The sequence below is a fragment of the Aeribacillus sp. JST-2 genome, from assembly GCF_056032925.1.
In genome coordinates this window covers 1-22015 of the sequence record NZ_JBVVUU010000006.1, presented here as the reverse complement: position 1 = coordinate 22015, position 22015 = coordinate 1, and the positions used below count along the sequence as shown (strand labels likewise).

Genomic DNA, 22015 nt, shown 5'->3' with positions numbered 1-22015 from the left:
ATTGGCCGCATCATTTTTTTGGGCGTTTGTCATCGGAGGTCTCATTTGTGTCATCGGCCAAATCATGTTTGATGTTTTTCATTTAACACCTGGTCATACATTAAGTACGTTGGTTGTTATTGGCGCCATTTTAGATGGATTTGGGCTTTATGAACCGTTTATCGATTTTGCCGGTGCGGGAGCCACCATTCCGATTACAAGCTTCGGCAATTCCCTTGTCCACGGTGCGCTTCAGGAGGCGGAAAAGCATGGATTAATCGGTGTTTTAACGGGAATGTTTGAAGTGACAAGTTCCGGTGTTTCAGCAGCAATTGTTTTCGGCTTTATCGGTGCTTTGCTATTTAAACCAAAGGGGTGATATCATGACCGTTGCGTCACAAGTGAAACAAACACTGGCAAGTTTAGAAAGCATCCACGCCGGATTGCAAAATTTGGCGCTGACTTCAGCCAATGAAGAAGCGCAAAAAGTTTTTCATGAAACGATGTTGGCTGCGGAAGAAATCATCCATGATTTAACGAAAAGGATCGGAAAACTTGAATTTGAAGAGCCGGAATACAAAGGTTTTTGAAAAGAGGGATTGTTATGCCAGAGTGGGTTGCAGTAATCATTCGTTCTCTTGCCATCATTATCGGTTTGTTTGTCATTACAAAGCTTTTAGGAAAAAAACAACTGTCGAAACTATCTTTTTTTGAATACATTACTGGGATTACGATCGGTGATATTGCCGGAACACTGTCGATGGATGTTGATTTAAATTTGACAAACGGCATCGTCAGCATTATCGTTTGGGCATTGATTCCATTTCTCATTTCTTATATTTCCTTGAAGAGTCCGAAATTTCAAGAATTTATTGAAGGAAAACCAACAATTTTCATTAAAAATGGAAAAATTATGGAAGACAATTTAAAGAAGGAAAAATTCCCTTTGTCTTCCTTATTGGAACAGTTGAGGAAACACAAAATCCACCATGTCTCAGATGTAGAATTCGCCATTCTTGAGACAACAGGGGAATTAAGTGTCTTGTTAAAAAAAGAAAAACAGCCTGTAACTGTGGGCGATTTAAAGAAAAATGTTGCGCCAATAAAAGAACCGCAAAATGTCATTTTGGACGGGAAAATTATGGATGAGGCGCTCTCCACTATTGGGTTAAATCGGAGATGGCTGAAAGAAAAACTCGATCAAATGGGAATAGCCGTAGAAAACGTATTTTTTGCCCAAGTCGATTCGTATGGACAACTCACCGTTGATTTATATGATGACAAAGTAAAAGTTCCGAAGCCGATTGAAAAAGAACTTCTTCTTTCATCTCTAAAAAAAGTGGAAGCCGATTTTGAACTTTATGCCTTGCAAACAAAAAATCATGAAGCAAAAAACATGTATTTAAAAAACAAAGAAAAAATGACAAAGATGATTCAAACTTTAACACCTTTTTTACAAGATTGATGGGAAGGATGAAAATGAAAACATATGATTGCATCATTATCGGCGGCGGTATTGCAGGTTTATCGGCAGCTATTATGCTTGGCAGGTATCAGCATCATGTACTTGTAATTGACGCGGCGGAAGGAAGATCAACACTTTGCAGAAGCTACCATAATATTTTAGGATGGCCGAATGGAGTAAGCGGACTTGCTTTGCGAAAACTAGGCAGGAAACAAGCAGAACGATGCGGAGTGGAATTTCAGGAGCAGCTTGTTCAACAACTCGAAAAAGACCAAGAAATGTTTACTGTCAAAACGGAAGACTCAAGCATTTATCGGGCAAAAAAACTGCTCATCGCAACTGGTGTGACTGACCGTATACCTGAAGAGTTGTCAAATATGAAACCGTGCTTAGGGATTTCCATTTATGTTTGTCCGGACTGTGATGGATATGAAGTGATCAACAAATCGGTGATCGTGCTTGGAGCAGGAAATACAGGAGCTCATTTAGCCCTCGCTTTAACCTATTGGACAAAAGATATTGTATACATCAACCATGACGGAAAAGAAATCAACGAACAGTTGCAAAACAAATTAATGTTAAAAGGGATTCAATACATAAAAGAACCGATTCAAAAAGTGTTAGCAGAAGGCGAGTGGTTTCAAGGCGTCAAATTAAAAAACGGTCGGTATCTTAAAGCCGACAGAGGATTTTTAGCCTTTGGAGGAAACAAAGTTCATTCTGATTTAGCAGCCCAACTTCAAGTCGAGAGAATGGAAAACAAACATTTGCTTGTTGATGCCCGAACGAAAGAAACAAACATTCAAAATGTTTGGGCGGCCGGCGACGTAGTCGCACACTCCGAACAAGCGCCGATTGCCATGGGGGAAGGCACGCAGGCAGCTATTTGGATTCATAAAAGGTTATTGGAGGAAAAAGAAAGGATTTAAGGGAAAAGGTTCGGAAAGAAGTTCCCTTAAGTCCTTATTTTATTTTCAAAAAAGTATTGTAATATTTATTAATTCTTGTATTATTTTTCTAGACAAAAACGCAGAGAGGAGAAAGGGCATGGAGCAAACAAAACATCTTGTACATAAAAAAGAGCGCATCTATTTTGGTCTTGTTCTTTTCATCAGTCTTGTCATTTATATCGTGTTGTGTCTTTCAGTAATCAGTCTGTTGGTCCTCTTCTTATTTTTCATCATTTCAATGTTTTTCCATGGAATAATGATTGGGTACATCCGGACGAATGGCGTAAAAGTGACCGAGGAACAATTTCCGGCTGTCCATCAAAAAGTTCAAGATCTTTGCGTTCAAATGGGAATCGATAAAGTTCCTGATGTCTATGTAGTGGAATCAAGTGGAATTTTAAACGCTTTTGCAACAAGATTTTTCGGCAAAAACATGGTTGTCTTATATTCAGAAGTTTTTGAACTGACAGAATCAGAAGCCGAAGATGAACTTGTTTTCATTATTGCCCATGAACTAGCTCATATTAAACGCAACCATTTGTTGAAACATTCTTTTATTTTGCCGGCCATGTGGATCCCGGGACTAGGCGAACTATATTTGCGGGCTTGTGAATTTACTTGTGACCGATATGCTGTTTTCTATTGCGGAAATTCTGAAGCGGCCAAAAACAGTTTAACCATTTTGGCCGTTGGAAAAAAGCTATATAAGCGGGTAAATCGGGAAGCTTATTTAAAGCAAATGGAGAAAGAAAAAGGCTTTTTTGCTTGGTTGAGCGAAATACTGTCATCGCATCCGCCGCTTCCGAAACGAATTTACGAAGTCATGCGCTTTTTGGAAGAAAAAGAAATGGACTTGAAGAGCAGCAAATGGGGATGGATTTTCTTAGCTGGAACAGTTGCAGCGGCTGTCCTTTTTACAGCAGGAATTTCTTTTTTCGTTAAGCAGATGGAAAAACTCGGTGAATCGATGATCTTTGCCGAAGATGAGGAAGTTTCATTGGAAGAAGGGGAAAATCCTGAAAAACCGGAAATCATTCAATCTGTTATTTACGGAAACACAGATGAAGTGAAACAGTTGATTAAAGAAGGAAAGGATTTAAATGAAAAAGATAGCGAGGGGATGTCTGCCATTCATTGGGCAGCGCTTGCTGGCAATGAAGAAATGGTTTTGCTTTTACTGCAGAATGGAGCGAACATTGATGAAACGGATGACTATATGATGACTCCTTTGATGGAAGCTGCGCAAAATGGCCATCTAAACGTCGCCGAACAATTGCTTCTTCACGGAAGCGATCCGAATGCAGAGGATGCGGACGGCATGACTCCGCTCTTCTATGGAGTGATGAGCAATCGTCCTGAAATCGTCAAATTGCTGCTTGATGCCGGGGCGGATCCTATCAAAACGGATTATGCAGGCGATACGCCACTAGTTTATGCGATTCGTCAACAGCCTCAAAATCGGGTAATTATCGACATGTTGAGAAAAGAAATGCGGTAACAGGCTTGCTCTCCACCTGCAAGGGAAACGAATGGAAAGCAAAATATGCTATGAAAGAGGAGCAATCGAAAATGGAAATCAAAACATCCAAAAAAATGAATGCATTTGAAACGTTAATTTTTACAGAATTGGCATACCATAAAAAAAGGAAAATGAGGGAAGGGATCGATATCATTGATCTGAGCGTCGGCAGCCCTGACGCCCCGCCTCCTGAATTTATCCGTAATATTCTCAGCAAAGCTGTCTTAAATGAAAATGAATATGGCTACAGCCTCTCGGGGTCTCATGAGTTTCATTTGGCTGTCTGCCAATACTATCATCGGAAATTTCAAGTTCATCTCAATCCTTCTACAGAAGTCATCCAGACGATGGGCTCACAAGATGGACTCGTTCATTTCCCTATGGCTTTTGTCAATGAAGGCGATATCGTGTTGCTTCCTGATCCGGGTTATCCTGCCTATGAAGCCGGAGCGAAGCTGGCGGGAGCAACGATATACCCTCTGCCTTTATTGGAGCGCAACTCCTTTTTGCCTGATTTGGATCATATTCCAGGCGAAATTGCAGAAAAAGCAAAAATGTTGATTTTGAATTTTCCCGGAAATCCCGTCCCAGCTTTAGCGACAAAAGCATTTTTTGAAAAGGTGGTGCGCTTTGCGAAACAATATCAAATCATGGTTGTTCACGATTTTGCCTACTCTGAGTTAATATTTGACGGAAGGAAAGGTATCAGTTTTCTATCCGTCGAAGGAGCAAAAGACGTTGGCGTGGAATTCAATTCATTGTCAAAAAGCTTTAACATGGCCGGCTGCCGGATCGGCTACATTGTTGGCAATGAAGAAATCATCCGTCAGTTTGCCCGTTTCAAATCCAATCTGGATTACGGAGTGTTTGCTCCAATCCAACAAGCGGCGGCTGCTGCGTTGACAGACGGCGATCAGTTTTTGGATCTGAATCGATCCATGTATGAAAAACGGCGAGACCTTTTAGCCGATGGATTGAAAGCAATCGGCTGGGATGTCGAGGCGCCGAAAGCAACGATGTTCATGTGGGCAAAAATTCCAAAGCCCATCAAGTCGAGAGAATTTGCTTTAGAACTGATCGAACGGGCGGGTGTTGTTGTAACACCAGGATCAGCATTCGGTCAACATGGAGAAGGGTATGTCCGCATTGCGCTTGTTCAACCGGAAGCGCGATTGAAAGAGGCCGTTGAACGGATTGATCGAAGCGGCTTGCTCAGAGTATAGAAAAAATATGGCAGAAGATTCTTGCGAAAGATCTGGCAATCTGGATGAAAAAGAGCTATGATGAGTATGCTACATATTCAAATGCAAAATTGAAAGTGATGGGTGGTGAAGAAATGGGAGCTCATGAGATTGAATACAAGCTGTATGGAGACGATATGCAGTTTGTCGAAATTGAATTAGATCCCGGTGAAAGTGCGATTGCCGAAGCCGGCGCCATGATGATGATGGATGATGGCATTGAGATGGAAACCGTGTTTGGTGATGGAAGTGATCAAGGAAAAGGACTCCTCGGTAAACTCGTCGGTGCCGGGAAACGTCTGATTACCGGAGAAAGCCTGTTTATGACGGTGTTTACAAATCAAGGGTTGGAAAAAAAACATGTTTCCTTTGCCGCTCCATACCCGGGGAAAATTATCCCAATTGATTTGAAAGAATTTGGCGGAAAAGTCATTTGCCAAAAAGATGCTTTTCTTTGTGCTGCAAGAGGGGTTTCAGTTGGGATTGAGTTCCAGCGTAAACTTGGAACTGGATTTTTCGGCGGCGAAGGTTTCATCATGCAGAAGCTGGAGGGAGACGGATTGTCTTTCTTGCATGCGGGCGGTACGATTATCAAAAAAGATTTGTCGCCGGGAGAAAAATTGAGAATTGACACAGGTTGTTTAGTGGCAATGACAAAAGAAGTCGATTACAGCATTGAATTTGTCGGCAAGGTGAAAACCGCTTTTTTTGGCGGTGAAGGGTTGTTTTTCGCAACCGTACGCGGTCCCGGGTCTGTTTGGGTGCAATCATTGCCGTTCAGCCGTTTAGCTGACAGAGTCTTTGCCGCGGCTCCGCAAAGGGGAGGCAGCGTTGGGGAAGGCAGCATTTTAGGAGGTCTCGGCGACTTGTTTGACGGAGACGATTAATTCGAAGAAAAGAGGAAGCGGCTGAAGGCCATTCCTCTTTTCTTATGGGAAAAAGCAGAGAGAAAAACCCTTTGTGAAAAAAATAAAATAGTAGTATAATATTAAAATATTAAAATTAATTGAAAATTAAATGGATTTCAAAAGCGGGGGGATTTATTTTGGCACAATTACGCAGCAATATGATAAAAAAAGGATTTGACCGCGCTCCGCACCGCAGCCTGTTGCGTGCAGCCGGCGTTAAAGAGGAAGATTTCGACAAACCGTTTATTGCCGTGGTCAACTCTTATGTTGATATTATCCCGGGCCATGTTCATTTGCAAGAATTTGGAAAGCTTGTGAAAGAAGCGATTCGCGAAGCCGGCGGTGTGCCATTTGAATTTAATACAATCGGTGTCGATGACGGTATTGCAATGGGGCATATCGGAATGCGCTATTCGCTCCCAAGCCGTGAAATTATTGCCGATTCGGTTGAAACAGTTGTCAACGCCCACTGGTTTGATGGGATGGTCTGCATTCCAAACTGCGATAAAATTACGCCGGGAATGTTAATGGCGGCTTTGCGGATCAACATTCCGACGATATTCGTCAGCGGTGGACCGATGGCTGCCGGAAGAACAAGCGACGGGCGAAAAATTTCCCTATCTTCTGTCTTTGAGGGAGTAGGCGCTTATCAATCGGGGAAAATCGATGAAAACGGATTAAAAGAACTTGAGATGTACGGTTGTCCGACGTGCGGCTCTTGTTCAGGCATGTTTACGGCAAACTCAATGAACTGTCTATCTGAAGCATTAGGCTTGGCACTCCCTGGAAACGGGACGATTTTAGCTGTTTCACCGGAACGGAAAGAACTTGTCAAACGGACAGCGAAACAGCTAATGAAATTGATCGAAATGGATTTAAAACCGCGCGATATCGTGACGGAAAAAGCAATCGATAACGCCTTTGCTTTAGATATGGCTTTAGGAGGCTCGACAAACACTGTCTTGCATACGCTCGCCCTTGCCAATGAAGCTGGCGTTGACTACCCGCTTGAACGGATCAATCAAGTGGCGGAAAGAGTGCCTCATTTAGCAAAGCTTGCTCCGGCATCCGATGTTCATATTGAAGATTTACATGCAGCTGGAGGAGTTTCTGCGGTGTTGAACGAACTGACGAAAAAAGAAGGAACACTCCATTTGGATTGCATCACTGTAACAGGCAAAACGCTCGGTGAAAATATTGCCGGCTCAGAAGTGAAAGATTACAATGTGATTCGTCCGATTGACAAACCTTATTCCGAAAAAGGCGGGCTTGCTGTTTTATTTGGCAATTTGGCTCCTGATGGCGCAATTATCAAAACAGGCGGCGTTCAAGGAGGAATTACCCATTTTGAAGGCCCTGCGGTCATTTTTGACTCTCAAGAAGAAGCGCTCGAGGGCATTGCGAAAGGCAAAGTGAAAGAAGGAGATGTTGTTGTCATTCGCTACGAAGGACCAAAAGGCGGCCCTGGAATGCCGGAAATGCTCGCACCAACATCGCAAATTGTCGGCATGGGTCTTGGTCCGAAAGTGGCTCTCATCACGGACGGACGTTTTTCAGGCGCATCCCGCGGGCTTTCGATCGGGCATGTGTCACCAGAAGCTGCTGAAGGCGGGCCAATTGCCTTTATTCAGGACGGCGATCATATTGTCATTGATATTGAGAAACGAACCATTGATGTTCATGTCTCCGAAGATGAATGGAACAAGCGAAAAGCGGAATGGAAAGGCTTTGAGCCGAAAGTAAAAACCGGTTATTTGGCACGCTACTCGAAACTCGTTACATCCGCAAGTACAGGCGGTATTATGAAAATATAAAAAAGAACTCGCCCATCGGCGAGTTCAGCTTGTGGAGAAAGGGATTTTCTCTGCAAGCTTTTTTATTGTTTTTTATATCTTATAACGTGCTAAAAATCGATCTTTTTTTCTCAATCTGCCCCTTTGAACCCGGTATTGGCTTTAAAAGATACCTCCGCATACTTTTTCTCGTCCCGTTTTGCGGAGACAAGCGTGCCAATCACACCTCCGATGAAACCAGCAGGCACAGAAATGAGTGCAGGGTTTGTGAGCGGGAAAAGAGGTTCGCCGACAAAAAAGGCTTTTCCGACTTCCGGATGAATGACGTTTGGACTGACCGACACTAAAACGATCGCCGAAATTAAACCGGCCAGCATAGCAGTAACGGCTCCGGCAGTATTAAACCTTTTCCAGTAAATCGTATAAATTATGACAGGCAAATTAGCGCTCGCAGCGACGCAAAAAGCAAGAGAAACAAGAAATGCGACATTTAATGATTGCGCACCAAGCGCCAGCAGGATCGAAAATGCAGCAACTCCGACAGATGCCCATCTTGCTGCCATCATTTGCTGTTTTTCTGTCACTTTTCCTTTTTTGATGATCTGTCCGTAAATGTCATGAGCAAATGCGGATGCACCAGACAAAACCAAACCAGCAACAACTGCGAGTATTGTTGCAAAAGCGACTGCGGAAACGAATGACATTAAGAAGTCTCCGCCAAGTGCTTTCGCTAGCAGCGGCGCCGCCATATTACCAGCCGGATTTTCAGCGATTATCGTTTCTGATCCGACAAATTTTGCCGCACCGAATCCTAAAAAGATTGTCATGACATAAAAGATTCCGACAACCCATGTTGCGTTGACAACCGATGAACGTGCAGTTTTTGCGTCCTTTACAGTAAAAAACCTCATTAAGATATGCGGGAGCCCAGCCGTTCCCAACACTAAGGCAAGCATCATCGAAATTAAATCTAACGGGTTTTGATATACAATTCCTGAATGCAGGTAGTTTTCGCCATGTGGCGTCGCTTCAGTCATATCGTTGAACATGCCAACAACATTAAAGTTAAATTTCAACAAAACTAGGAAAGAAATGATGATCGTTCCCGCCATAAGCAAGATAGCCTTTATGATTTGCACCCAGCTTGTGGCTGTCATTCCTCCAAATAATACGTAAATCGTCATCATGACGCCAACGAGCAATACTGCGATCCAATAATCAATTCCTAATAATAATTTTATAAGTGCACCTGCACCTACAAGTTGAGCAATCATATAGAAAATAACAATGGTGATGGAGCTGAGAGCAGCTGTTGCGCGGACTTTTTTCTCGCTAAACCTTGCATTTATCATATCAGCCAGTGTATATTTTCCTAAATTTCTGAGAGGCTCTGCAACGATAAATAAAACGAAGAGATAAGCGGTTAAATAGCCGATGCTGTAATAAAAACCATCAAATCCGTTTAATGCGATGGCGCCTGCAATTCCAAGAAAGGATGCGGCTGATAAATAATCGCCTGCTATCGCCAACCCATTTTGCCACCCGGTTAAGCCGCCGCCGGCTGTATAAAATTCGTTTGCGGTTTTTGTTCTTTTTGCAGCCCAATATGTGATATACAAAGTGATTAAAAGAATAATTAAAAACAAAATAAATGCCGGTACACTCATGAAAGGGGAGCCTCCTTATTTAATGTTTTCTTCAATAATTTCATCAGCCATTTGATCAAATGTTGCCGCTTTCTTGACATACATCATGGCAAACACCCAAACCATGACAAACAGCCCCAGGGAATAAATCCATGTCCAAGTAATCCAGCCGATTGCCTTGACCTCAAGAATGGAGGTGTAGCCTGTCAGAATCGGCAAAAGAAAGTATGAAACAAAAAAAACGGCCATGATGGGGACAACAAACTGAACTTTTTTTTGAATCAACTGTTTAAATTTACTGGAAGATACAATTTTTTCATAATCAACAGCATTAGGTTTTGGCGATGCCAATTCGTTGTTATTTTCCAACATAATCCCACTCCTTTTCAGAATATTTATAATTCTAGATCAATTCTAATAATAATGAATATACAATGAACAGTCAACAAAAAAATAAAGCGCTTTCATCACGAATAAAAAAACAGCAAAATCTTTCATAAGATTTTACTGTTCTAAAAAAAGAACGTTTTGTTATTTCCAATGCTGCTTCAAAAATTCGTCACGACCTGATTTTCGGCGATCTTCTTCATATTCTTCGGGATTTTTTTTATAAAAGTCTTGATGGTAGTCTTCCGCCGGGTAAAAAGGTCCTGCCGGCAATATTTTCGTCACAATCGGCTTGTTGAATTTTCCGCTTTTTTCTATCTTTTCTTTGGACTGCTCCGCTTTCTCTTTTTGTTCTGCATTATGGTAGAAAATAGCAGTTCGATATTGGCTGCCTCTGTCATGAAATTGGCCTCCGTCATCTGTCGGGTCAATTTGCTGCCAGTAAATTTCCAACAGCTTTTCGTACGGGAACACGCTGGGATCAAACACAATTTGTACCGCCTCAAAATGCCCGGTTGTTCCTGTTTTCACTAGTTCATAAGTAGGATGATCGACATGCCCGCCCGTATAGCCGGAAACGACTTTTTCAATTCCTTCCCATTGATCAAAAGGTTTTACCATACACCAAAAACATCCGCCGGCAAATGTTGCTACGTCCAGTTTTTTCTTCATTTGAATCGCTCCTTGTTCGTTTCTTGTATGTTTCTAATGGCAGATGCCAAGATTAAAGAAAACAATTTTTACTTGTATCGCAATGATGAGCACCCAAGCGAGGGCATTGAAAACATGTATAGCCGGAAACTTTCTTGGCTGCCGTTTTTTTAGCATAAAGTAGATCAAAACAGATACAATGGTAAAAATTGCGGTTAAACCCAACATGGCTGCAGTAGGAGCAAACCAATAATAATTGTCTAAAACAGGGAAGACAATTGTGGGAGTATAAAATAAAGATAGAGAATACAATCCAAATAACCATGAAAAGATCATTAAAAGCAATATAGAGATTAGTGGAATTTTTTGCAGCAAACGTGATGCCCCTTTCCAAATACGATTCCGATTAAATATATGAGTTTATATGTATTTTATGTTTGAATATAGTCCATGTCAACGATCGTGCTTGATTATGGTAAGATGGTAGAAATACTATGTCATTAGGGGGAATATTAATGAGTTTTGAAGGAAAAGTCGTGATTGTCACCGGAGGAGCGCAAGGGATTGGCAGAGCAGTCGCCAATGCCTATGGAAAAAACGGTGCAAAAGTAGTGATTGCAGATGTAAACGAAAAGGGACGGCAAACAGCTGATGAAATAGACGCCACCTTTATCCGGACAGATGTCAAAAATCCATTAGACATTATCCATTTAATGGGTGATGCACATCATAAATTTGGAAGAATCGATATTGTCGTAAACAATGCGGGTGTTTCCAGATTCAAATCTCTTTATGAATTAACTGTTGAAGAATGGGATGAGGTCGTGAATACAAACTTGAGGGGGGTGTTTTTATGTGCAAGAGAAGCTTCAAGGTATATGAAGAAAAATGAAAAAGGTGGAGCCATCATCAACATTGCTTCCACAAGAGCGTTCATGTCGGAGAAACATTCGGAAGCATATGCCGCCACAAAGGGAGGGATCGTTGCGTTAACCCATGCTCTTGCCATTTCCCTTGGGGAAGATAATATTCGGGTAAACTGCATCAGTCCAGGTTGGATTGAAACAAAAGATTATCATGCGCTTACTGAACGCGATCATTTTCAGCATCCGGCAAAACGTGTGGGCAAACCGGAAGACATTGCCAGAGCCTGTTTGTTTTTATCCCATCCGGACAACGATTTCATCACAGGAGAAAATATTATTATAGACGGCGGCATGACCAAAAAAATGATTTATGAAGAATAAACGAAAACAAACCGGGGATTCCCGGTTTGTTTTCAGCAAAACTGGTCATTCCGATTCGGGTTGGACAGGCCGAAAAGCGGGCGTAAGAAAAGAGCGGTGTAGCTGCCAAGAAGTGCGATGACGGCCCATACCCAACCATGAAAGCTGAAAGAGGCAATGCCGCCGAAATAAGCGCCAACGTTGCAGCCAAAGGCAAGGCGGGCGCCGTATCCCATTAAAATGCCGCCGATAAGCGCAGCAGCTGCTTTGCGAAGAGGGATTTTGCGAAGGGCATAAAATCCGCCGGCGCATGAAGCCAGCATGGCGCCCAATATAATTCCAAAATTCATTACACTAGTGGAATCGGCCAAAACGGACCTCTTCAAAGCTTGGCTGTTAGCCCCTGACCAGTATGCCCATTCCGTGACATCAATCCCCACGGCCATGGCGGCTTTTGATCCCCAAAGAGCAAAAGCGGATGTAATTCCCCAAGGCTGTCCGCGGACAATTAATGTAGCAGCATTTAAAACAGCAAGGACAACCGCCGCCGTCCATAACGGCCAAGAACCGCGGATGATTCTTTTCCATCCTGTCGTTGTTGGAAGAGGCTTCATTTTGGGCGGTCTCACTTTTCGTTCAATGGCAAGAGTCCCCGCAAAAATAGCTGCAAAGACGGCCATTTGAACCGCCCATGCGGAAAAGTAGCTCCCCGTCACATCGGCCAAGGAAACGGTGGGGAAAGCGGGCATTTTATTGATCCAAAAATCAAAGTGCCAAGCACCGAGCACAGAGCCGACAATAAAACCAAATAACGTGATAAACATGGAAGATTGGCCGCCTCCAAGGCTGTATAAAGTGCCTGAAGCACAGCCGTTTCCAAGCTGCATCCCGACGCCGAACAAGAATGAACCGACGATTAAACTCACACCTACAGGTGAAACATATCCGGCCGGTTTAACACCAAAAAGCCCGTAGCCGTTGGCCAGAATGATAGCGAACAGGGTGGAGGCAACCGCCAGCATCACCATATGAGCGCGAATTCCTTCCCCATTGCCGACAGAAACCAATCGCCGAAAAGCGGAGGTAAAGCCGAACCGGGCATGAAACAATGCTGTTCCGAGCAAAAATCCGATCCAAAGCTGAATGCCAAGCTGCAATCCTTGATTTAAAAAGATATATATACTTAAAATAAGTAGCGAAAGCAAAACGACTGTTGCCAGTGTTTTTTGCGGCGATGGCAAAGAAGCTTTCGTTGTTTCTTTCTTTGTTGTGATAGCTGCTTGTTCAGCTGCCAATTTTAATCACTCCTTATTCTGATTTGTTTAGTAAGTTTTGCATGTGGGATATTTTATTACAAAAATATTTATTTGTAAAATGATTTGATTTTCTTCAAACGATTCGCGACTTTATGAGCTGGAAGGAGATTATTCATGAAACAGGGCGACTATACTCAAGGAAACATTTTAAAACAACTTATCTTTTTTTCAGCACCGATTATGGTGACCAATTTTCTCCAAGTTTCCTTCCAGTTTATTGACAGCCTATGGGTTGGAAATTTACTGGGAGCCAATGCCCTTGGTGCTGTTGCCATTTCCGGTACGGTCATCTTTGCGGTTTTATCCTTCATTATCGGCATCAACCAGGCGACATTAACGATTTTATCGCAGCTGAAAGGGAAGCAGGATGAAGAGGGGCTGAAGCAATACGTCAATGCTTTTGTCGTCACGCTTTTTCTTCTATCCATTATTTTGGGGTGCATCGGATTCTTTTTGGCGCAGCCTATTTTGCGCATGCTTGACACTCCTGACGGCATGATGGATGCTGCCACGCTTTATTTGCAAATTAATTTTCTCGGTATCATTTTTTTGTTTGGATATAACTTTGTGGCGACTTTGATGCGTGCAGTGGGGGAAAGCAAAGCGCCGGTTTATTTTGTCGTAATGGCTGTTTTGTTAAATGCTGTTTTAGACCCATTATTTATTTCTGTTTTCGGTTTCGGGATTGCCGGCGCAGCATATGCAACGGTTTTTGCACAGGGAATTGCCTTTCTATTCGGCATGTATTTGGCGATCAAGCGCAAGCTCGTCCCTTTTTCTTGGCCAAAAATGCCCGATAAAAAAGAGATTCTGCTCATATTAAAAATGGGGGTGCCGTCCGGTCTGCAAATGTTGGTTATTTCTGCCGGAGTGACAGCGATCATGAGCGTGGTGGCAGGATTTGGAGAAGATGTGCTTGCAGGATTCGGAGCAGCCCAAAGGCTTGACAACCTCATCATGCTCCCGGCAACGTCCCTCGGCACGGCTGTCACAAGTCTTGCCGGACAAAATATTGGAGCGAACCGCTGGGATCGTGTTTACAAAATCGGCCGGTACGGTTTGGTTTATAATTTGATGATCATGCTGACATTCGCTTTTTTTATTCTCTTTTTTGCTCATATCGGAGTGCAATGGTTTATCAAGGAAGAAAGGGCAGTGGATTTTGGCACGGAATATTTAAAAATCATTGCTTTTTTCTATCCTTTTCTAGGGATCAATTTTATTTTAAACGGTGTAGTGCGAGCGTCGGGCGCGATGATGCAAGTGTTGATGTTGAACATTATCTCGTTTTGGGTGCTTAGGTATCCGCTCACCTATCTTTTCTCAAAATTGCTGGGAGATGAAGGGATAGGCATCGGAATGGGGGTAAGCTTTGTTATTTCCAGTCTGTTTGCTTTTCTTTATTATCGTTTCGGAGGCTGGAGAAAGAAAGAATTGTTTAAAGATGCTGCATGAGAAAAAAGCCATTCCCTCATTTATTCAGAGGGATGGCTTTTTACATAATCGGCAAAATTATAGATTAATTTAGCTGTTAAGCCCCAGATGACTTTATCTTGGTAATAATAGAAAAACTGTTTCGTTTTTGCTGATCTAAATCTGTATTGTTTTCCCCCGTAAATATGCTCGAATGGAAAATTTTCATCAGGAACTGCTTGAAACTGCACTTCGTATACTTTCGGTTCAGTATTGAGAAAAAAGGAAAAAGGAACTGTAAACATTTCGGAGACTTCATCTTCATTCGGGTGAAACAATGTATTTGCTTCAATTATGCCGATAAAAGGATAAATCATTGTTCCGTATGGTGTGATCAAATAATCGATCGGATGCACGTGATGGATCGCCTCGGCAGGTATGCCGAGCTCCTCAGAGGTCTCTCGGATGGCTGTCTCCATTGCGTGGCGGTCAAACGGCTCGATCTTCCCGCCGGGGAAACAAACATCCCCAGGCTGGCATCTTAAATGTTTTGCGCGAACTTCAAACAAAAGACAAGGTTCTTCTGCTTCTTGAATGAAAGGGAGCAAAACGGCGAATTTTTTCAGCTTGTCGATTCCGTGCAAAGTTGGTTTCCGCTGTTTGACTGTATTAAAAATATCTTTGACTTGCATGTTTCCACCTTCTCCAGTTGTTCTCTCTCTTTTTCATTATATAGGAAAAAAAGAAAAATTCGTTGATCATATCGTTTTTCTTTTGAATAAGCCAAAAATATTTTGCCACAATAAGGAGAAGAAACAGCGAGAGGTGAAGATCCGTGGAATGGTTCCCAAACAAAAAAAGGACACGAAAACAAACATCTTTGGAAATGCGAACTGATGTTCATGATTTGTATGAGCCGTCTCGTGAAGCATACGGGCAGGCTTATCACATTAAGGATAAGGAAGAAGAGGAGAAAGAATCGGAAGGGAATTGATCACAAGATATTTTCAGTCAACGTAAATATTTTTCCTCCAAAACCGGGAATCCCCGGTTCTTTTTATGTCTTTTTCTAAAATCTACCCCGAACCTAGTTGCCAGCAAAATTACAAATCAATTTCGAACATCCTCAGCATGATTGGCATACTGAAGCGAATTTGATAAAAATAATTTTTTTGCCAAATGTCATGACAGTGGTGCAAAATATGATATGATAAAGAATGTTTACATATAACAATTCATTTGTAAAGACAGATGAATGGGGGAGGTTGAAAAATGAAGAGCCTTTCAAAGGAAAAACTTTTAGGAATAGCTGGTCTTGCATGGCTTTTTGATGCGATGGATGTTGGTGTGCTTTCATTTATAATTGCGGCTTTAAAAGAAGATTGGGATTTATCTCCTGAACAAATGAGCTGGATCGGAAGCATGAACTCGATCGGGATGGCAGCAGGTGCATTTTTATTTGGTCTTTTATCCGACAAGATTGGAAGAAAAAAAGTCTTTATCATTACGTTATTGTTATTTTCAGTCGGGAGCGGCCTGTCAGCCTTTACTGCGACTTTATCGGCTTTTTTAATTTTACGCTTTTTGATCGGCATGGGTTTAGGCGGAGAACTGCCGGTCGCTTCCACGCTTGTTTCGGAGAGCGTTCCTGCAAAGGAGAGGGGAAAAACGGTTGTCTTGCTTGAAAGTTTCTGGGCAGGAGGCTGGCTGGCAGCTGCGATCATCTCCTACTTTATAATTCCGAAATACGGGTGGCAAACGGCTTTGCTATTAACCGCCATCCCTGCCTTTTATGCTATATATTTGCGTCTGCAGCTTCCTGATTCAAAAAAGTTCGAATCAAGTCAATACAAAGCAAAAAGAAATGCATGGCAGCACATTGCCGCCGTTTGTTCAAAAAAACATGCCAAATCGACGGCTGTGCTTTGGATATTATGGTTTTCGGTCGTCTTTTCCTATTACGGCATGTTTTTATGGCTGCCAAGCGTTGTGATCATGAAAGGCTACAGTTTAGTCCAAAGCTTTGAATATGTTTTGATTATGACTCTTGCGCAGCTGCCGGGTTACTTTAGCGCGGCTTGGCTTATTGAACGGGCGGGAAGAAAATTCGTCCTAGTCACCTATTTGATTGGAACAGCGGTCAGCGCCTTCTTTTTCAGTTTTGCCGACTCGGTTTTTGTGCTTTTAATGTCAGGAATCTTTTTATCGTTTTTTAACTTGGGAGCATGGGGGGCGCTTTATGCTTATACACCTGAACTTTATCCAACGGAAATTCGGGGAACTGGTGCTGGTATGGCGGCGTCTTTCGGCCGGATCGGCGGCATTTTTGGCCCGCTTTTCGTCGGCTATTTGGCAGCACAAAACGTTTCGGTCGGAAATATTTTTTTGATTTTTTGCATCGCCATTGTGATAGGGGCATTGGTTGTTCTTTTGTTCGGCAGAGAAACAAAAGCTCTGGAACTTGAGTAAAAGGGCCTCTGAAGGAATTTTTCCTTTAGAGGCCTACTTGATTTGATAGTAGTTGAAAAGTTGTTTTTGAAAGGAAGAAAGTTCGGGGTATTCGGAAAGATTTGAAAGCATCCCTTTTATAACTGGAAGCCTTGGCTCATCAGACATCATTTCTTTTTCCAAAACATCAATGGTGACTTGTAAATGCCCATTATCATTTATCTGTTGGCTCGCTTCTTTCAATTGTTCTAAGATGCCCTTTGGGCAATCTGCATCTTTTGGATCGACATCAGTTTGAAACAACAGATTTTGAAGCATCTCAGCACAAATTAACGGCGGTGATTGTCTGGATAATAATCCTTCCACAATGTCATCTAGAATATGCAAAATATACCCGGCCAACTCCTCTTTTTCTGCTGCGGCTTTTTTTTCAAAAATGAAAAACTGAATAAAGCAAAAATATATTCCCTGAATAATAATGTTTAAATCAGCTATATATTTTTCGATGCGGCTCCCGTAAATATTTTTTAAATTTGCAGAGAAAAACCCGAACATGTAGTTTTTCATAGCGGTTAACAGCGTATCAATTTTTTCATTGTGTTTTGTTAAATTTTCTTGGTTTTGCATAATGAACATTTCTTTGTGATCGAGAATCACCTCAAGCAGGGAAGATAATTGTTGCAAAAAACGCTCTCGCGGGTCATCGTATTTGGACCCGATCAAGTTGGTGTTTGTCTTTAATTTACTAAAAAATTGTTCGAGAATTTTGATCAACAAGTCTTCTTTTGATTTGAAATAAAAATAAAAGGAACCTTTCGGAATGCCGCATTCATTGGCGATTTCTTGGATTGAGGTGGAGGAATATCCTTTTCGGGCAAACAACTTCATGGCCGATTCAATGATTAAACGTTCTTTATCTTTCATCTCCTTCACGCCCCTTCATTTTTGATTCTTTTCATCAACAAAATGTATTTCATGTTGACTAGTAGACGACCGGTCAATTATAATGTGATTATCTAGTCAGTCATCTATTAGTATGGCGGATTTTGACTACATTGTCAATTTTAAAAAAGGATGTGAGACTTTGGAGAAGATCATTCAGTTTTCATTAAAAAATCGGCTCGCCATTTGGATTTTAACGGCGATGGCAATTTTTGCCGGTTTGTACTCCGGTTTGCATATGAAATTGGAAACAATCCCTGACATTAATACTCCTGTCATAACTATCACGACTACATATCCGGGGGCTGCGCCGGAAGAAGTAAAAGAAAAGGTGACGATCCCTCTTGAGGAAGCCGTCCGCAATTTAAACGGCGTGGAAACGGTGAGCTCCAATTCTTTTGAAAATGCTTCTTCCATCCAGATAGAATATCAATATGAAAAAGATATGGAGCGGGCCGAAGCAGAAGTGGAAAAGGCGATCAAACAGATTGAATTCCCCGAAGGCGCAGGTGAACCGAATATTGCAAGGTTCAGCATTAACGCGTTTCCGGTATATACCGTCAGCTTCTCTGATAGCGGAAAATCTCTTGCAGAGCTGACGAGGCTTGTAGAGGATGTGATTGTTCCGGAACTGAAAGGCATAGATGGTGTGGAGAACGTTGTGACTTCCGGACAGCAAGTAGAAGAAGGACGGCTCGTTTTTCGTCAAGACAAACTAAAAAAATATGGTCTTGATGAAGAAACGGTCAAAAATTACATTCAAGGCGCAGATCTGAGAACACCGTTGGGCCTGTATGCGTTTCAAGATGCCGAAAAATCTGTAGTTGTAGACGGGAATATAGCAACCGTCGATGATTTAAAAGCTCTTGAAATTCCGATCACTCCAGCGCCTTCAGTCCAAGATCAGCATTCAGCGTTGCCGCAAAACGCTAGACAAAATCGTCCGGTCGGGCCAAATCCGATAAACCAGGCAACGATTACAGGGCTGCCAACTGTAAAATTAGGCGAAATTGCCGACATTGAAATCGTTGGAAGGGCGGAAACGGTATCAAGAACAAACGGTAAAGAGGCTATCGGATTGCAGATTGTCAAAGCAACGGATGCAAATACCGTTGAAGTTGTCAATGAAGTGAAGGAAAAGCTCGCCGATTTGCGCAAAGAATACAAAGGGCTTGAAGTCGATTCAACTCTGGATCAGGCAGAACCGATTGAAAAATCCGTTGAAACAATGTTAAATAAAGCTTTGTTCGGCTCCATTTTTGCCGTCATTGTCATATTGCTCTTTTTGCGCAACGTTCGTTCAACATTGATATCTGTCGTATCTATTCCGCTTTCCATTTTGATCGCGCTCATTGTTTTGAAGGAAATGGACATCACTCTTAACATGATGACATTAGGTGCCATGACAATGGCGATCGGCAGGGTGATTGATGATTCGATTGTCGTGATCGAAAACATTTACCGCCGCATGACATTAAAAGAAGAAACGTTAAAAGGAAAACAGTTGATCATTGCGGCAACGAAAGAAATGTTTATTCCTATTATGTCATCAACGATTGTGACAATCGCGGTTTTCTTGCCTCTTGCTTTTGTGGGAGGAATGGTAGGCCAATTATTTATGCCGTTTGCACTTACCATTGTATTTTCGCTGTTGGCATCATTATTGGTAGCCGTGACGGTTGTGCCGGCATTGGCTTATGTTTTGTTCAGAAAAGGAGTGAACCGTCGGGCTGAGAACAAAAGTAATTCTGGCCTGCTAGTGAACAGCTACAAAAAGATTTTGACTTGGGCTCTCAATCATAAATGGATAACATCTCTTATCGCAGTCCTTTTGCTTGTTTCCAGTTTGTTTTTAGTCCCTTTCATCGGAGCAAGCTTTTTGCCTAATGAACAACAAAAACAAGTCATTGCCACCTATAACCCTAAACCAGGACAAACGCTGGAAGATGTGAAAGACATTGCTTTAAAAGCAGAAGATTATTTTCTCCACCGCGATCATGTCCGAACGATCCAATTATCTGTTGGCGGCGAAAACCCGATGAATCCGGGAAATCAAAATCAAGCGATATTTTTTATTATGTATGATGAGGATACGCCGAACTTTGAAAAAGAAAAAGAGGCCATTATCAAAGATTTAAGCAAGTTATCGAATAAGCAAGGCGACTGGGAAACGATGGACATGTCCTCAGGATCAACGAACGAGTATACATTGTATGTATACGGCGATTCAATGAAAGATATTGAACCAGTTGCTTCTAAAGTGGAAAGGCTGCTAAAAGAGGAACCAGATGTTCGAAATGTCGATACAAGTTTATCTGAAACATATGATGAATACACATTTGCCGTCAATCACAAAGAATTGAGCAAGCTGGGTTTGACAACCGGCCAAATTGCCATGGAACTCAGCCGCCAGCATGATCGTCCGGTTTTAACAACGATTCAAAAAGACGGCCGTGATATTGACGTTTATTTAGAAACAGAGGAAGAAACCTATCGTTCTATCGAAGATATGAAAAATAAGACCATTCTCTCTCCATTAGGCGTAAATGTGAAAATTGGAGATATTACAGAAGTGAAAGAGGGCGAGACATCCAATACGATATCAAGACGAGACGGGAAATATGCCGCAACGATCAGCGGCGAAATCACTTCAGATAATGTTGGAAAAGTGAATGCGGACATCCAAGAAAAACTTGATGAATTGGATTTGCCGCCTGGTGTAGATGTTGAAACGGGCGGGGTGGCAGAGCAGATGAATGAATCGTTTGCTCAATTAGGAATGGCGATGCTTGCTGCGATTGCGGTTGTTTATTTTGTGCTGGTCGTTACGTTTAGCCAAGGACTTGCGCCATTTGCCATTTTGTTCTCGCTGCCATTTACCGTCATTGGCGGACTTTTAGCACTGTGGATTTCCGGTGAAACATTAAGCGTTTCCGCATTAATCGGCGCGTTGATGTTGATCGGGATCGTCGTGACGAACGCAATCGTTTTGATTGACAGAGTGATTCATAAGGAACGGGAAGGACTATCCACTCGAGAAGCGCTCGTAGAAGCCGGTGCAACTCGTCTCCGTCCGATCTTAATGACGGCGCTGGCTACAATCGGAGCATTAATTCCGCTTGCTTTAGGTTATGAAGGCGATGGAGGGATGATTTCGAAGGGACTCGGCGTTACGGTGATCGGCGGTTTAACAAGCTCTACATTGCTAACGCTTGTCATCGTCCCGATTGTCTATGAAATATTGAGCAAGTTTAGAAGGAAAAGTTCGCTTGAACATCAACAATGATGCCGCTGAAAAGCAGCACTTTTTAAAAAGGCAGGAAACACCGACGTTTGAAAAAATGCACAAAAAAACCGGATGCTGAATGATGCACCCGGTTTTTTTCATAATTGCAATTGAAACATAAAGCCGCCTGTTAGGCAAAACAGGCGGCTTTAACGGAGAAGGTGAGATTCGAACTCACGCGGCGGTTGCCCGCCCTAACGCATTTCGAGTGCGTCCCCTTCAACCACTTGGGTACTTCTCCAAAATATTTGATCGGGAAGACAGGATTTGAACCTGCGACCCCCACGTCCCGAACGTGGTGCTCTACCAAGCTGAGCTACTTCCCGTTTGTGTCGACAAAAAACATTATACAACATAGTGAACATTTTGTCATCAAAAAAATTTATTTTTTTTAAATAAAGGAATGGCCATCTTTTTGTAGAATGAAGGTAGAAATACAGAAAGGAGCATTCCTGTTAGAAGTTTTTTCGGGGACTTGAATAAAAAAAGCCCTCTTGGTATGATTCGGGGGTGTCAATCACACGAATTGACCCCTAATTTGGATACCAAGGAGGACTATACATGAATTCTATCTCAAACAAGAAGATTAATCAAGTCACCGATCAAACGCTGGTTGTTGGCATGGATATCGCGAAAAAGAAGCATTACGCCTGCTTTGTGGATGAGCGAGGGAGGGTGCTGAAAAAATCGTTTCCCGTTCCGCAATCCAGAGAAGGGTTGGAATGGTTGTACCAGTGCATCGTGAAAGCGATGGAGGAATTTGAAAAAACGGAAGTGATCGTTGGCATCGAGCCAACGGGACATTATTGGCTCAATCTCGCTTACTTTCTTGACGAGAAGGGCAT

The 22015-nt window shown here is 42.3% G+C and carries 20 protein-coding genes and 2 tRNA genes; 13 read left to right on the top strand and 9 right to left on the bottom strand.

The annotated features are described in order from the left end of the window. Position 1 precedes the first annotated feature (1 nt). The 8 genes from spoVAE to ilvD all read left to right on the top strand — a co-directional run bounded on the left by spoVAE (position 2) and on the right by ilvD (position 7876). A complete protein-coding gene (spoVAE, locus tag AC0KTX_RS04965; protein ID WP_474251134.1) occupies positions 2–358 on the top strand; it encodes a stage V sporulation protein AE in 357 nt (118 codons plus the stop codon). Between the two features lie 4 nt (positions 359–362). Further along, a complete protein-coding gene (locus AC0KTX_RS04960; protein WP_474251133.1) occupies positions 363–569 on the top strand; it encodes a DUF1657 domain-containing protein in 207 nt (68 codons plus the stop codon). A gap of 14 nt (positions 570–583) precedes the next feature. Next, complete coding sequence (locus tag AC0KTX_RS04955) at positions 584–1444, top strand: DUF421 domain-containing protein (protein ID WP_474251132.1); 861 nt, start codon at positions 584–586, stop codon at positions 1442–1444. A gap of 14 nt (positions 1445–1458) precedes the next feature. Then, entirely contained in the window at positions 1459–2373 is a 915-nt protein-coding gene (locus tag AC0KTX_RS04950) for an NAD(P)/FAD-dependent oxidoreductase (RefSeq protein WP_474251131.1), read from the top strand. A gap of 118 nt (positions 2374–2491) precedes the next feature. Continuing rightward, the gene (locus AC0KTX_RS04945) at positions 2492–3892 is read left to right on the top strand and encodes a M48 family metallopeptidase (protein ID WP_474251130.1); all 1401 of its coding nucleotides are present in this window, start codon (positions 2492–2494) and stop codon (positions 3890–3892) included. A gap of 71 nt (positions 3893–3963) precedes the next feature. Then, positions 3964–5136 (top strand): LL-diaminopimelate aminotransferase, encoded by a 1173-nt coding sequence (locus AC0KTX_RS04940; RefSeq protein ID WP_474251129.1) that lies wholly within the window; start codon positions 3964–3966, stop codon positions 5134–5136. Between the two features lie 113 nt (positions 5137–5249). After that, complete coding sequence (locus AC0KTX_RS04935) at positions 5250–6041, top strand: TIGR00266 family protein (protein WP_474251245.1); 792 nt, start codon at positions 5250–5252, stop codon at positions 6039–6041. Between the two features lie 158 nt (positions 6042–6199). Continuing rightward, on the top strand, positions 6200–7876 hold the full coding sequence (gene ilvD, locus AC0KTX_RS04930) for a dihydroxy-acid dehydratase (RefSeq protein ID WP_474251128.1): 1677 nt from the start codon (positions 6200–6202) through the stop codon (positions 7874–7876). A gap of 110 nt (positions 7877–7986) precedes the next feature. On the opposite strand, the gene AC0KTX_RS04925 is transcribed toward ilvD, so the two are convergent. From AC0KTX_RS04925 to AC0KTX_RS04910, 4 genes are all read right to left on the bottom strand, one after another. Beyond that, on the bottom strand, positions 7987–9522 hold the full coding sequence (locus tag AC0KTX_RS04925; protein WP_474251127.1) for a solute symporter family protein: 1536 nt from the start codon (positions 9520–9522) through the stop codon (positions 7987–7989). A gap of 15 nt (positions 9523–9537) precedes the next feature. After that, positions 9538–9873, bottom strand: a complete 336-nt coding sequence (locus tag AC0KTX_RS04920; protein WP_474251126.1) for a DUF485 domain-containing protein — start codon at positions 9871–9873, stop codon at positions 9538–9540. A 159-nt stretch (positions 9874–10032) separates the two neighbouring features. Continuing rightward, a complete protein-coding gene (gene msrA, locus AC0KTX_RS04915; protein ID WP_474251125.1) occupies positions 10033–10560 on the bottom strand; it encodes a peptide-methionine (S)-S-oxide reductase MsrA in 528 nt (175 codons plus the stop codon). Between the two features lie 33 nt (positions 10561–10593). Next, positions 10594–10914 (bottom strand): hypothetical protein, encoded by a 321-nt coding sequence (locus AC0KTX_RS04910; protein ID WP_474251124.1) that lies wholly within the window; start codon positions 10912–10914, stop codon positions 10594–10596. Positions 10915–11054: 140 nt separating this feature from the next. Between AC0KTX_RS04910 and AC0KTX_RS04905 the strand changes: the two genes are divergently transcribed. After that, positions 11055–11786: a glucose 1-dehydrogenase gene (locus AC0KTX_RS04905; RefSeq protein ID WP_474251123.1), complete on the top strand. Its 732-nt coding sequence runs from the start codon at positions 11055–11057 to the stop codon at positions 11784–11786. Between the two features lie 32 nt (positions 11787–11818). Here AC0KTX_RS04905 and AC0KTX_RS04900 read toward each other — a convergent pair whose 3' ends face one another. Continuing rightward, complete coding sequence (locus AC0KTX_RS04900; protein ID WP_474251122.1) at positions 11819–13060, bottom strand: YeeE/YedE family protein; 1242 nt, start codon at positions 13058–13060, stop codon at positions 11819–11821. 135 nt (positions 13061–13195) lie between these two features. Here AC0KTX_RS04900 and AC0KTX_RS04895 point away from each other — a divergent pair, with 135 nt between their 5' ends. Next, positions 13196–14536 (top strand): MATE family efflux transporter, encoded by a 1341-nt coding sequence (locus AC0KTX_RS04895; RefSeq protein WP_474251121.1) that lies wholly within the window; start codon positions 13196–13198, stop codon positions 14534–14536. 20 nt (positions 14537–14556) lie between these two features. Here the strand turns inward: AC0KTX_RS04895 and AC0KTX_RS04890 are convergent, their stop codons facing one another. Then, entirely contained in the window at positions 14557–15186 is a 630-nt protein-coding gene (locus tag AC0KTX_RS04890; protein ID WP_474251120.1) for an NUDIX hydrolase, read from the bottom strand. Between the two features lie 580 nt (positions 15187–15766). On the opposite strand from AC0KTX_RS04890, the gene AC0KTX_RS04885 reads away from it, so the two are divergent. Next, the gene (locus tag AC0KTX_RS04885; RefSeq protein WP_474251119.1) at positions 15767–16963 is read left to right on the top strand and encodes an MFS transporter; all 1197 of its coding nucleotides are present in this window, start codon (positions 15767–15769) and stop codon (positions 16961–16963) included. Between the two features lie 33 nt (positions 16964–16996). Here AC0KTX_RS04885 and AC0KTX_RS04880 read toward each other — a convergent pair whose 3' ends face one another. Beyond that, positions 16997–17866, bottom strand: coding sequence for a TetR/AcrR family transcriptional regulator (locus tag AC0KTX_RS04880; RefSeq protein ID WP_474251118.1), 870 nt, complete (start codon positions 17864–17866; stop codon positions 16997–16999). A 160-nt stretch (positions 17867–18026) separates the two neighbouring features. Between AC0KTX_RS04880 and AC0KTX_RS04875 the strand changes: the two genes are divergently transcribed. After that, the gene (locus AC0KTX_RS04875) at positions 18027–21170 is read left to right on the top strand and encodes an efflux RND transporter permease subunit (RefSeq protein WP_474251117.1); all 3144 of its coding nucleotides are present in this window, start codon (positions 18027–18029) and stop codon (positions 21168–21170) included. Between the two features lie 153 nt (positions 21171–21323). Here AC0KTX_RS04875 and AC0KTX_RS04870 read toward each other — a convergent pair. Continuing rightward, positions 21324–21411: transfer RNA gene (locus tag AC0KTX_RS04870), tRNA-Ser, on the bottom strand. A gap of 11 nt (positions 21412–21422) precedes the next feature. Beyond that, positions 21423–21496: transfer RNA gene (locus AC0KTX_RS04865), tRNA-Pro, on the bottom strand. A gap of 235 nt (positions 21497–21731) precedes the next feature. Between AC0KTX_RS04865 and AC0KTX_RS04860 the strand changes: the two genes are divergently transcribed. Continuing rightward, positions 21732–22015: IS110 family transposase (locus tag AC0KTX_RS04860; protein WP_474251116.1), on the top strand; the 284-nt coding region annotated here is incomplete at its 3' end.

What these genes read in the sequence shown, in the direction of transcription:
- AC0KTX_RS04960 (WP_474251133.1), top strand. Translation starts at nt 363, where the DNA reads ATGACCGTTGCGTCACAAGTGAAACAAACACTGGCAAGTTTAGAAAGC.
- AC0KTX_RS04955 (WP_474251132.1), top strand. Translation starts at nt 584, where the DNA reads ATGCCAGAGTGGGTTGCAGTAATCATTCGTTCTCTTGCCATCATTATC.
- AC0KTX_RS04950 (WP_474251131.1), top strand. Translation starts at nt 1,459, where the DNA reads ATGAAAACATATGATTGCATCATTATCGGCGGCGGTATTGCAGGTTTA.
- AC0KTX_RS04945 (WP_474251130.1), top strand. Translation starts at nt 2,492, where the DNA reads ATGGAGCAAACAAAACATCTTGTACATAAAAAAGAGCGCATCTATTTT.
- AC0KTX_RS04940 (WP_474251129.1), top strand. Translation starts at nt 3,964, where the DNA reads ATGGAAATCAAAACATCCAAAAAAATGAATGCATTTGAAACGTTAATT.
- AC0KTX_RS04935 (WP_474251245.1), top strand. Translation starts at nt 5,250, where the DNA reads ATGGGAGCTCATGAGATTGAATACAAGCTGTATGGAGACGATATGCAG.
- AC0KTX_RS04925 (WP_474251127.1), bottom strand. Translation starts at nt 9,522, where the DNA reads ATGAGTGTACCGGCATTTATTTTGTTTTTAATTATTCTTTTAATCACT.
- AC0KTX_RS04920 (WP_474251126.1), bottom strand. Translation starts at nt 9,873, where the DNA reads ATGTTGGAAAATAACAACGAATTGGCATCGCCAAAACCTAATGCTGTT.
- msrA (WP_474251125.1), bottom strand. Translation starts at nt 10,560, where the DNA reads ATGAAGAAAAAACTGGACGTAGCAACATTTGCCGGCGGATGTTTTTGG.
- AC0KTX_RS04905 (WP_474251123.1), top strand. Translation starts at nt 11,055, where the DNA reads ATGAGTTTTGAAGGAAAAGTCGTGATTGTCACCGGAGGAGCGCAAGGG.
- AC0KTX_RS04895 (WP_474251121.1), top strand. Translation starts at nt 13,196, where the DNA reads ATGAAACAGGGCGACTATACTCAAGGAAACATTTTAAAACAACTTATC.
- AC0KTX_RS04890 (WP_474251120.1), bottom strand. Translation starts at nt 15,186, where the DNA reads ATGCAAGTCAAAGATATTTTTAATACAGTCAAACAGCGGAAACCAACT.
- AC0KTX_RS04885 (WP_474251119.1), top strand. Translation starts at nt 15,767, where the DNA reads ATGAAGAGCCTTTCAAAGGAAAAACTTTTAGGAATAGCTGGTCTTGCA.
- AC0KTX_RS04880 (WP_474251118.1), bottom strand. Translation starts at nt 17,866, where the DNA reads ATGAAAGATAAAGAACGTTTAATCATTGAATCGGCCATGAAGTTGTTT.